At 61.7% G+C, this 10,873-nt stretch carries 9 protein-coding genes; 5 read left to right on the top strand and 4 right to left on the bottom strand.

The features are described from left to right. Positions 1-40: 40 nt before the first annotated feature. Positions 41-958: a hypothetical protein gene (locus EOA24_RS14650; protein WP_126081776.1), complete on the bottom strand. Its 918-nt coding sequence runs from the start codon at positions 956-958 to the stop codon at positions 41-43. A gap of 303 nt (positions 959-1,261) precedes the next feature. On the opposite strand from EOA24_RS14650, the gene EOA24_RS14645 reads away from it, so the two are divergent. From EOA24_RS14645 to EOA24_RS14635, 3 genes are all read left to right on the top strand, one after another. Then, positions 1,262-2,434: a glycosyltransferase gene (locus tag EOA24_RS14645; RefSeq protein WP_126081777.1), complete on the top strand. Its 1,173-nt coding sequence runs from the start codon at positions 1,262-1,264 to the stop codon at positions 2,432-2,434. A 2-nt stretch (positions 2,435-2,436) separates the two neighbouring features. Further along, positions 2,437-3,576 (top strand): UDP-galactopyranose mutase, encoded by a 1,140-nt coding sequence (glf, locus tag EOA24_RS14640; RefSeq protein ID WP_126081778.1) that lies wholly within the window; start codon positions 2,437-2,439, stop codon positions 3,574-3,576. 73 nt (positions 3,577-3,649) lie between these two features. Then, positions 3,650-5,323, top strand: a complete 1,674-nt coding sequence (locus EOA24_RS14635) for a family 1 glycosylhydrolase (protein WP_126081779.1) — start codon at positions 3,650-3,652, stop codon at positions 5,321-5,323. A 388-nt stretch (positions 5,324-5,711) separates the two neighbouring features. Here EOA24_RS14635 and EOA24_RS14630 read toward each other — a convergent pair whose 3' ends face one another. Beyond that, the gene (locus tag EOA24_RS14630) at positions 5,712-6,068 is read right to left on the bottom strand and encodes a hypothetical protein (protein WP_126081780.1); all 357 of its coding nucleotides are present in this window, start codon (positions 6,066-6,068) and stop codon (positions 5,712-5,714) included. Positions 6,069-6,517: 449 nt separating this feature from the next. Here EOA24_RS14630 and EOA24_RS14625 point away from each other — a divergent pair, with 449 nt between their 5' ends. Continuing rightward, positions 6,518-7,228, top strand: coding sequence for an SIMPL domain-containing protein (locus tag EOA24_RS14625; protein ID WP_126081781.1), 711 nt, complete (start codon positions 6,518-6,520; stop codon positions 7,226-7,228). Positions 7,229-7,362: 134 nt separating this feature from the next. On the opposite strand, the gene EOA24_RS14620 is transcribed toward EOA24_RS14625, so the two are convergent. Together EOA24_RS14620 and EOA24_RS14615 are read right to left on the bottom strand one after the other, a co-directional pair. After that, positions 7,363-7,719, bottom strand: a complete 357-nt coding sequence (locus EOA24_RS14620) for a hypothetical protein (protein WP_126081782.1) — start codon at positions 7,717-7,719, stop codon at positions 7,363-7,365. 292 nt (positions 7,720-8,011) lie between these two features. After that, a complete protein-coding gene (locus tag EOA24_RS14615; protein ID WP_095817408.1) occupies positions 8,012-8,458 on the bottom strand; it encodes a YcgN family cysteine cluster protein in 447 nt (148 codons plus the stop codon). A gap of 197 nt (positions 8,459-8,655) precedes the next feature. Between EOA24_RS14615 and EOA24_RS14610 the strand changes: the two genes are divergently transcribed. Beyond that, the coding region (locus EOA24_RS14610; RefSeq protein ID WP_127409878.1) for an OmpA family protein at positions 8,656-10,873 on the top strand (2,218 nt) is incomplete at its 3' end.

The following is a 10,873-nucleotide window of genomic DNA, read 5'->3' as shown; positions in this document are numbered from 1 at the left end:
GTGTAGGAAGGGTGGTCGAGGAAGGCTCGCGACGAGCGGGTCAAGCCGCCTTGGAAAGCTGGGACACGTCGAAACTCGCCAACCCGTAGCGCCAGCGATGGTTGGTCGCCGACACGCGACTCTGGTAGAAAAGGGTCAGCCTGTCGCCCTCGATCATCACAGTCGAATGGCCGTTTTCTCCAGGCCCGCCCGGATCGAGCACCGGCCCGATCGAGGAGTAAGGTCCGGCAATGGTGTTGGCGATGGCGAAAAACACCCGCTGCCGACTGCCCCGCTGTCCGTTCGGAAGGAAGCAGGTGGCGTTGAGGAGCACGCGGCCGTCTGGAAGTTCCACCAACTGGGCACCTTCAATCCCCCATTCGTAGTCGGGGTCGTCCCGCGTGTTGTGATGGGGAATGTCATTGTGGTCCAGGATTTTGCCCAAGCGCTTCCAAGGCCCGAACCATGAATCGGACTGGCTCCGGGACAGATAGATGTCCGGTTGCGGCACGCGGGTGAATTTCGGCATGCCGGAATAAACGAGGTAGCGCTTTCCGCCGATGAGAGCGGGGTGCGGGTCGTAGATGCCGTCTTCATCCGTGTCCGGCACGGACAGAATTGCCGGATTGAGCACAACCCAGTTGAACCCGTCATTTGACACCGCGTGTTCACAGCGACCGCCGGATTTCATGAACTCGGTTTGGATGAACATGTGGAAGACGCCGTCTTCGTGGACTACACCCGGCGCCGCGACGCCCGAGCCGGTGACCGGAAGCTCGATCGGCGCGTGCTCCGTCCACGGTCCGTGCAACTCCGGCGCCGTGGCGTGAAGAATCTTCCAAGTCTCGCTTGTCACCGTGCCGCTCGATCCGAATACATGCCAAAGCCGGCCGTCATAAACCGGGCACGGGTCCTTGAGATCGTCCACCGCTTGCGGGTGAAACAACGGGAACACATTCGTCTCGAACTCGATCTTCATCTGTCTGCCCCAGCGATTGTCGGCCGCTAAACGCCCTTGGCGTCGGTCCGACGAATCAATTTAAGCCACCGAATATTCTAGCTGCTCATTCAACGAAAATGCGGCACCCGAGCGGCCGTCCCCAGAAAGCTGCAGCCTGAGATGCCAGACGCTCTGGCCGGCACTCCGCCTGCATATCGCTCGCTGGCTGGAACAAGTTAATCAGCCGACAGTTAGACATGCGGCAGGAATAGCTTCCTGCATCTCGCGATTAACAAATGTTATTCGCAGTATAAACCGCAATGTCACCAGGGAAAAGCTTATATGGACGCGGCGATAAGAATACCAGCCAAAATCAAAACCAGAAAAGAGCAAGATTTATTGATATGCTTCTCCCATTTGCGATGGAATTTCGTCTATCAACGTCCGCAGCACATTCTCACGCATGCCTCGAGAGAGCACCAAATCGTTTACTTCGAGGAGCCCGTTTTTGAAGAATGCTCCCACTCGTCCATTCGGTTTTGCGACGCTGCGCCGGGCATTCGGGTAGCGACCCCTTTGCTCCCGATCGGCACCAGCCCCGCCAGAGCCGATGCGATCCAGCGCAGATATCTGGACCGGATCATCGCGTCGACGCCGCACGCCCAATTGACTGCCTGGTATTATACCCCGATGGCGCTGCGCTTCAGCGCGCATGTCAACTTCGACGTGCGCGTCTATGACTGCATGGACGAGCTTGCGGCGTTCAAGAATGCGCCGGCCCAGCTTGCGTTGCTGGAACGGGCGCTCTTCGAATGCGCCGATGTGGTCTTCACGGGCGGCTTAAGCCTGTTCGAAGCGAAGCGTTGCCAACATCGGGCGATCTATCCCTTCCCCAGCAGCATTGACGTCAACCACTTTCACAAGGCGAGGGCGCCCGGCGAGGAGCCGGCGGATCAACTCACAATCCCGCATCCTCGGGTTGGCTTCTTCGGTGTTATCGACGAGCGCCTCGATATCGATCTCGTGGCGCAGGCTTCCAGCACGATGCCAGACGTGCACTTCGTGATGCTTGGTCCGGTCGTCAAGATCGATCCGGACATCCTGCCGAGGGCAAACAACCTGCACTGGCTCGGCAGCAAAGCCTACAAGGATCTGCCCGACTACCTCCGGCATTGGGATGTCGGGTGGATGCCGTTCGCGCTCAACGAAGCGACACGCTTCATCAGCCCCACGAAAACTCCCGAATTCCTTGCCGCCGGCCTGCCCGTGGTGTCGACTGCGATTGTCGATGTGGTGCGAAGCTACGCTGCCGCCGGCCTCGTCGATATCGCGGACCCCGAAGACATCGAGGCCAAACTGCGCTCCGCGCTGGCGCAACCGCGCGAAATGCGCCTGCCAGCGGTTGATGCCTATTTGGCCAACATGTCCTGGCAGCGAACATGGGATGCCATGGCCGCCCACATCAAGAAAGCCAGTGCAAGCAAGAAGGTCGTGCCCTTCCGCAGGAGCGCGTGACCATGTTCGACTGGCTGATTGTCGGGGCAGGCTTTGCCGGCAGCGTTCTCGCGGAACGGATCGCTTCGCAACGAAGCGAAAGCGTTCTCCTCATAGACCGTCGGAGTCACATCGGCGGAAACGCGTATGACTGCTACAACGAAGCCGGAATTCTCATCCATCGTTACGGACCGCATATATTCCATACGAACGCCCAGTCGATCGTCGACTATCTGTCGCAGTTCACAAGCTGGCGCCCTTACGAGCACCGTGTGCTCGCTTTCGTGGACGGCAAGCTTCTGCCGATTCCTATAAACCTCGACACGATCAACCATCTATATGGTCTCGAGCTAAGCCCGGCAGAGCTGGAAGAGTTCTTCGCGTCGCGTCGTGAAACCGTTGGCGAAATCCGTACCGCCGAGGATGTGGTTGTCAGCACCGTCGGTAGGGAGCTCTATGAGAAATTCTTCCGCGGCTACACTAGAAAGCAGTGGGGGGTCGATCCCAGCCAGTTGAGCAAGTCCGTGACGGCTCGCGTTCCAACAAGAACGAACCGCGACGATCGCTATTTCGGCGACAGCTTCCAGCAGATGCCGGCCGGCGGCTACACGCGCATGTTCGAACGGATGTTGGACCATCCCAACGTCAAGATCATGCTGCAGACCGATTATCGCGAGGTCCGAGAGCGAATTCCCTTCCGGCGGCTGATCTACACCGGGCCGATTGATGAATTCTTTGACTGGAAGCTGGGCCGCCTGCCCTATCGATCATTGCGCTTCGAGCATGTCACCCTCGAATGCGAGCAATTTCAGCCGGTAGCCGTGGTGAACTATCCGCAGACGGAAGCCTATACCCGCATCACCGAGTATAAGCATTTGACGGGCCAGAGGAATATCCGGACCAGCCTCACCTACGAATACCCGACAGATATCGGCGACCCATATTACCCCGTGCCGCGGCCGAAAAACGAGGCTCTCTACAAACAATATGAAGCGCTCGCTGACAATTGCCCTGACGTGTGGTTCGTCGGCCGTCTGGCGACGTACCGCTACTACAACATGGACCAGGTTGTAGGGCAGGCCCTGGCCACTTTTGCCCGTATTCAGAAGACTATCCCAGCCTCAGATCGCGCACCGCAATCGGCACTCGCGATGCCCGTCTAGATGCCGTCTGCGCAGCGATGCTTAATGTTGCGCACACAACGAACCGCCATGATGCCGGACCCGGAGCTGCAAGTTGAGCGATAGTCTCGAAATCTGGGGCGGCGTTGAATGCAGCGTCGTGCGCCTGCGCGAGCGGACCCGGGATCAACTCCGCGAGACCGGCCATTTCGACCGTGCCGGCGATCTCAGCCTCATAGCCGAGATGGGTATCAAGACCTTGCGATACCCCGTGCTCTGGGAACTGGTCGAGGGCGATGGTTCGAGCGACTGGCGGTGGCCGGACGCGCGTCTCAACGAATTGCGAAGGCTTGGCGTGAGGCCGATCGCGGGGCTGGTCCATCATGGCAGCGGACCGAAATCGACCCATGTGCTTGATCCGGACTTCCCCGAATTGCTGGCCAGGTATGCCGGGCAAGTGGCGCAACGTTATCCCTGGCTGGAGATGTTCACGCCGATCAACGAGCCACTGACGACGGCGCGCATAAGCGGCCTCTATGGACTTTGGCATCCGCATGGCACCTGCGAGGCAACCTGCTTCCGATTGACCGTCGCGCAGTGTCGCGCAACCGCGCTGGCCATGAAGGCAATCCGAGAACACATACCTGGTGCGCAACTTGTCCAGACCGAAGATTTTGGGCGGGTGTTCTCCACGCCCCGCCTCCGCTACCAGGCCGACTATGAAAACGAGCGGCGATGGCTGGCGCTTGATCTGCTGAGCGGCCTGGTTGACGACGACCATCCATTCCACGGGCGCTTACTTGACGCGGGCGTGGACCGCCGTCATCTCGACGAGCTGAGCGCGGACCCTTGCCCCCCCAATGTCATTGGGATCGATTACTACCTGACGAGCGACCGCCTGCTCGACGACGATCTCCGGCGGTATCCAGACGAGCAGACTGGGGGGAATGGCATCGACGCCTATGTCGACATCGCGGCGGTGCGATCTCAGATGCGCGACCACGCACGTTTACGATTCCGGCTAAAGGAAATTTGGGATCGCTACCGCAGGCCAATCGCCGTCACCGAGTTGCACAACGGATGCACGCGTGAGGAACAGTTGCGGTGGCTGATCGAGGGATGGCAGGAAGCCAAGGCGGCGAGGCACGACGGAGCCGACATACGCGCCATCACTGCCTGGTCACTGTTCGGGGCCACCGACTGGAACTCGATGCTGGCGCATCAAAAGGGCTATTACGAGAGCGGAGCCTTCGACGTGCGGGACGCGAGCCCGAGAAAGACCATCATCGCGAGCGCTGTGAGCCAAATCGCGAAGGAAGGTGCATTCGATCATCCCGCGCTCGATCGGCCCGGTTGGTGGCGAACGGAGTGCCCACCGACAAAGCCAGCACGGTCAATGCTTCTGGCAGGTTTTGGCCGAATGGCGTCCGTCATCGAGGAGTGTTGCCACATGCGTCGATTAGCGGTTCGCCCAACGCCGCCGGACAAGCTCACGCAAGAGCTGGCGCAGACGAATTCCTGGGCCGCGATAAGTATTGACGACGCAGGTCGGTCCTCGCGAGGATCGCTGTCAGCTCTAACCAATCTTCGCTGTCGGTTTCCCGGCATCGCCACGTTGGATCTGCAAGCCGCCCGTACGATCGGCATGGTCGAGACCGCCAACGCCTTCCTTGACCTCGTAGTGGACGGACAAACGGGGATGTTCAGGCTTCTGCGGGCCGAGCCCAACAATCAATATTGGATAGAGGCTGTCGCAGAAGACGAGAGCGGCGCCAGCTACGCCGTCTAACAGGTGCCGTCACGTAACTTATCTGTCGACATTACTGGCTGGCTATGGCGCGCCTTCCCTGCTGCCTGAGATGCGATCGGCCCACCGCCGGCGAAGTCTGCACCTCCGACAAGGCAGCGGGCCGTGTCACGGCTCCCCGATCTTGTTGGTGACGCAACATGGGTTACCAGGCGCCCTGTTTTATTGGTAGTCATCCGTCAAAAAGACTATATACGCACTTCGTGAGCGGCCCACCGGCTTGGCTCGTCCATGCTGCGGAAACAGTATAGCAGGTAGAGAACCGCGCCTGCCTCGTCTCTGGCACAGAAAAACAAGCGCCCACTCTGGACCCAGAGCGGTGCCAACTGCCCATGACTGCGGCTCTCGGGCGGACCCAAGGCGGAGCGGCTTACTGCAAGGCGGGCTGTGAAGGTTGCTTGCCCGGCTGATCACCGCCCGTGCTGGATCGAGGTGTTGGGTCCCTGTCCACCTCTGGATTTCGATCAACGGGGGCCACGTTCATATTGTCAGCTTTGGACTTTGCAGGATCGGTTTCCGCGGGGTTCGGGCTGGAGGATGAGGGCGCCTGACTATTCTCCTGTGGCGCTGGCTTCTCCTCGGTCGCAGGCGTCTTTGCCGCCTCACCATAAATCTCGGCAACGCCGCATGCGATCGCTGCCAGCACCAGTGCGCAGATCAAAACGGCAAGAACCGGAAGTCCGCGGCCACCCTGGCGCGCTTTCTTTCCTGGGATGTCATTGGCCATCGAACACCATCGTCAAGAGCACATGGCCGTGCGAGCACCACGGCCAGAGGTGAAACCTGCTGCTTGGCTAACAAGCGATCCCCAAGGATGTTCCACAATGAACCAATAAGAAGCCGATAGCCGTCGGCCTCATCTCTGGCGAACCGCGTAAGGTAACGCCCGGCCGGAGGGATTCGAGCCCCAACCATGCGGTTATGAGCCACCGGCTCTAACCATCAGCTACAGGCCCCGCGCGGGCTGGCTTAGTGTTTTTCTTGTCTTCGCACAGGGCTTTCGAAAGCGCTGGCGCAAAATGCCAAAATCAGCCCATATTCGAGCCGTAGAGCGGCCTGCGCCTTATGGCGCGAAACAGGTCCGGCCCTTGCGCCGCGCTGCCGGGTATCGACGCTTTTGCGGGGTCGAGGCAGATGCGGCGCGGAGCGTCGGATCGCAGACCTCGAGGAGTTTTCATGACCAGACATCTTTTGCCTATCGCGCTCGCTGCCGCAGTCGCATTCCCGGCGCTGGCAAGCGCCGCCGACACGCAGCCCCCACCCCGCATTATCGTGTCCGGCGAAGGCGAAGCGACGGTGGCGCCCGACATGGCGATCCTTTCGCTGAGCGTCATGCGCGAGGCAAAGAGCGCGCGCGAAGCGCTCGACGCCAACAACGACGCCATGGCGGCGGTCATTGCGGCGATGAAATCCGCCGGCATTGCCGAGCGCGACCTGCAGACGGCGGGCATCCAGATCAACCCACGCTACAACTATACCAACAAGGCCGACGGCAGCCAGGAGGCCGAGCTCGTCGCCTATCAGGTGACCAACACGCTGTCGGTGCGCGTGCGCGACGTCGATAAGACTGGCGAGATCCTCGACAAGGCGGTATCGCTCGGCGTCAACCGGGGCGGCGGCATCGCCTTCACCAATGACGATCCGAAGGCGACGATCACCGAGGCGCGCAAGAAGGCTGTCGCCGATGCGATGGCGAAGGCCAAGACACTCGCCGAAGCGGCCGGCGTCAGCCTGGGCAAGGTGCTCGAGATCACCGACCAGAATATCGCGCCGGCGCCGATGCCGATGGCGGCCAAATCATTCGACGCGGCCCGTTCGGCCGTCCCGGTGCAGGCTGGCGAGAATTCCTACAACGTCCAGGTCACGGTCACCTTCGAGCTGAAGTAACGATCGGCCGGCACGCCGCAGGCGCGCCGCCACCATGCAAAAAACCCCGGGGGATCGTTTCCTCCGGGGCTTTTTCGAGCCACGCCTCATCGTGAGAGGCTGATAGGCGATCCTCGCAGATCGCCCTCTCAACCTCAGCGATAGATGATTGGGCAGCCGCGCTCGTTGGCGAACACAACCACGACGCGGTCGCCATACTGGCGGCCGACGACCTTCACCGTGCGGCGGCTGACGTCGACGATGCGGACGCGGTGGAGGCCCATGCGCTCGGCCTTGTCGAGCGCGCGGTCCGGCGAGCAGCCGCGCCAGCCGCGGTCACGGCGCCAATCGCGGCGGTAGTAGCCGTCGTCGTCGCCCGTATAGACGCCGAAGCGCGGATCCTGGTTGTTGCCGAAACCGAGATAGAGGCTGTCCGCATGCGCCGGGATGGCGGCCAAGGTGCCAAGCCCGACAATAGCCGAAAGGGCTGCCGTCTTGATCTGGTTGAACATTGTCTTCTCTCCTTGTTGTGGGCTTTCGCCCGTAGAACCGATCATTGGAAAATGCCTTTTTGCACCTGAACTTTCCGCGAACCGGCCGTTCATGTCCGGTTCATATAAGCGCGAACCCGCCAGGGTTCGTCGCTCGCACTCAAAAACGCCACCCCAGGAGTTCTAAACGCGAACCCGCCAGGGTTCGTCGCTCCCCGTGAAAAGTGCCGTTCAGGGTTCTAAACGCGAACCCGCAGGGCGTCGTTCCTCGCCACAAGTGCCCCTCAGCGGTCGTCATCAGGATGCGAACCGGCTACGGTTCATCGTCCAATATATAATCAAAATAGTCGTCCGGCTCGGCCAGATCGGTTTCCTTGGCCTTCACCCGGCCCTGGATCGAAATGCCGGCTTCATGCACGGTCGCAGCACTTCCCGAAACGAGCCTGTGCCACCAATAGAGATCATGGCCCTCGGCGATCAGCCGGTAGGCGCAGGTCTTGGGCAGCCAGGTGATGGTGCGCACGTTCTGCGGCGTCAACCCGACGCAGTCGGGCACCCTTGTCAGCCGGTTTGCATAGTCGGAGCAACGGCAGCTTTCGGCGTCGAACAGCCGGCAGCCAACGCTTGTCCAGAAGATCTCGCCCGTATCCTCGTCCTCGAGCTTCGACAGGCAGCATTTGCCGCAGCCGTCGCAAAGCGATTCCCACTCGGCCGGGGTCATCGCCTCAAGCGTCTTGGTTTTCCAGAATGGCGCGGTCATGGGGGTGGATTTGGCCCTCCGCGGCCTCCCGGTCAAGCGCTGCTGACCCAGTGACCCGGTATCAACATTAGAAAGACACGAAATTGCCTTCAAAAGGCCGGCCGAACATCCTTGGCTGGCGTCAATGCCCTGTAACGGAACCAATTGCGGCTGATGAAAGTTTGGGCAGGGATGGGACCCCATTAGGAGAAAATGATATGAAACGCCAACCACGGATTCTGGCGGGCACGGCAATCGGTCTGCTTATGGCATCCGCGCCGTTGGGCGCGTACCCGCTGCAGGGGGGTGTCGCTTCCGGCGGCCTGCACGGCGCACCGTTGATATTGGCTCAGGCCGCTTGCGCCGAAGGCCAGTCGGCCGAGGAATGCGCGCAGGGCGGAGCCGAACAGCCGAAGAAGAGGAAGCGCGAGCAGCAGCAAAGCGAATCGGCGCCGGCAGCCGAGCAGGCAGCACCTGCCGAGACCGAGCAACAGCCGCGCAAGAAGCGGCATGAGCAGCAGCAGATGGACAATGCCCAGTCCGGGGAAGCCCCGGCCGAGCAGCAGTTCAAGCCGCGCAAGAAACGCGACCAGCAGCAGATTGAGGCAGCACCCGCCGATCAAGGCGGCCAGCCCGCGACCGACGAGCAGCAGTTCAAGCCCCGCAAGAAGCGCGACCAGCAACAGCAGATCGAGGCCGCGCCGGCCGACCAGGGTGGCGCACCCGCGACCGAGCAACTGCAGCCGCGCAAGAAGAAACGCGATCAGCAGCAGCAGATCGAGGCTGCGCCGGCCGACCAGCAGCCCACGGAACAGGTGGCGCCGGCTGCCGGTGACAAGCAGCAAGGCAACCAGGGCCGCAAAAAGCGCAAGCACAATCAGCAGCAGAGCGAGCCCGCCGGCCAGGCCGGCGATCAGGTCGCGCCGACCGACCAGGCCGCCCCCGCCAACGACAATCAGCAAGGCGGCAACCAGTTCAAGAAGAGGCACAAGCAGAACCAGCAGGGCGAGACCGCCCCGGCCGAGCAGACGCAGACCAACGAGCCGGCCAAAAAGCTGGCGCCGGCGGGTGAGCCTGTGCCGCAGGCCGAGCCACTGCAGAATGGCGAGCAGCCGGTCCAGGGCGAACAGGCCCAGGACAGGAAGAAGCGCGGCAAGAAACCGACGGCCGAACAGCCGGCGACGGGTGAGCAGCCCGCGACCGGCGAACAAACCAAGACCGGCCAGCCCACGACCGGCGAGCAGCAGCCTGTCACCGGTGAACAGCCGGTCACCGGCAATCAGCCCGCGAACAACAACCAACCGGCCGCCGGCGGCAATGCCGCGCAGGGTGAAACCGCCAATCCCAACGAAGCGCCGGTTCTGGACAGCCAGAAAGATGCCTTCCGCAAGCGTCGCGGTGGCCAGAATGGTGGCGCCCAGAACGACAACGGCCAAGCCGGCAATGGCCAGAACGCCAACCAGGCCGGACAGCAAGGCGGCGAGCAGGCGCAGCAGCCGGCTCCGGTCGATCAGGGCCCGCCGCCCTCGGACGACAAGTCGGCGCAGCAGGCGATCAAGCCCGAGAGGATCGTCCCGGTCGACCAGGAGAAAGGCAAGCGCATCGAGCTTACGCCGGAACAGATCGTGCGCGAGCGTCGCCGGCCGCAGGGCGCGGATGTCGTCAAGCAGTTCGGCGACCGCGTGATCCTGCAGTTCAACAACCAGACGTTCGTGGAAAGCAACGAGGCGCCTCGCATCACCCGCGGCGCCAGGGATGTCTACTACGAGGATCTCTCCGGCGGCCGCACCCGCGAAATCGTCGAGCGCGACAACGGCGTCAGGATCATCACCATCCGCAATCGTAATGGCGACGTCATCCGGCGATCGCGCATTACGCCGGATGGCCGCGAATATGTGCTGACCTATGTCGACGAGCGCTACTACAACGATGTCGACGAGTGGCGCGATCCCGGCGACGAACTGCCGCCGATGCGGCTCACCATCCCGCGACGGGACTACATACTGGATTCGGAGGAAGTCGAGGATCCCGACGAGTATTATACCTTCCTCGAGCAGCCGCCGGTGGAGAGGGTGCAGCGTCTCTACTCGATCGACGAGGTGAAGCGGTCGGCCCGCGTGCGCGATATCGCTCGGCGTATCGATCTCGATACGCTGAACTTCGACTTCGGCTCGGCGACGATCTCCGACACCGAAGTGCAGAAGCTCGATGGCGTTGCCAGCGCCATGGAAAAACTGCTCAAGAAGAACCCGGCCGAGACCTTCCTGATCGAAGGCCACACCGACGCCGTCGGCACGCCGGAGGCAAATCTTGCCCTCTCGGATCGTCGTGCCGAAGCCGTTGCCGAGGCGCTCACCAATGCCTTTGGCATCCCGGCCGAGAACCTCACCACGCAGGGCTATGGCGAGGAATATCTCAAGGTCAACACGCCTGGGC

Source organism: Mesorhizobium sp. M2A.F.Ca.ET.039.01.1.1 (assembly GCF_003998035.1).
Lineage (GTDB): Bacteria > Pseudomonadota > Alphaproteobacteria > Rhizobiales > Rhizobiaceae > Mesorhizobium.
The sequence above is the reverse complement of the archived record's forward strand: the minus strand, read 5'-3'. Positions and strand labels throughout refer to the sequence as shown.

Coding starts and splice junctions, on each gene's coding strand:
- EOA24_RS14645 (WP_126081777.1), top strand. CDS start 1,262: ATGGACGCGGCGATAAGAATACCAGCCAAAATCAAAACCAGAAAAGAG.
- EOA24_RS14630 (WP_126081780.1), bottom strand. CDS start 6,068: ATGGCCAATGACATCCCAGGAAAGAAAGCGCGCCAGGGTGGCCGCGGA.
- glf (WP_126081778.1), top strand. CDS start 2,437: ATGTTCGACTGGCTGATTGTCGGGGCAGGCTTTGCCGGCAGCGTTCTC.
- EOA24_RS14620 (WP_126081782.1), bottom strand. CDS start 7,719: ATGTTCAACCAGATCAAGACGGCAGCCCTTTCGGCTATTGTCGGGCTT.
- EOA24_RS14615 (WP_095817408.1), bottom strand. CDS start 8,458: ATGACCGCGCCATTCTGGAAAACCAAGACGCTTGAGGCGATGACCCCG.
- EOA24_RS14650 (WP_126081776.1), bottom strand. CDS start 958: ATGAAGATCGAGTTCGAGACGAATGTGTTCCCGTTGTTTCACCCGCAA.
- EOA24_RS14625 (WP_126081781.1), top strand. CDS start 6,518: ATGACCAGACATCTTTTGCCTATCGCGCTCGCTGCCGCAGTCGCATTC.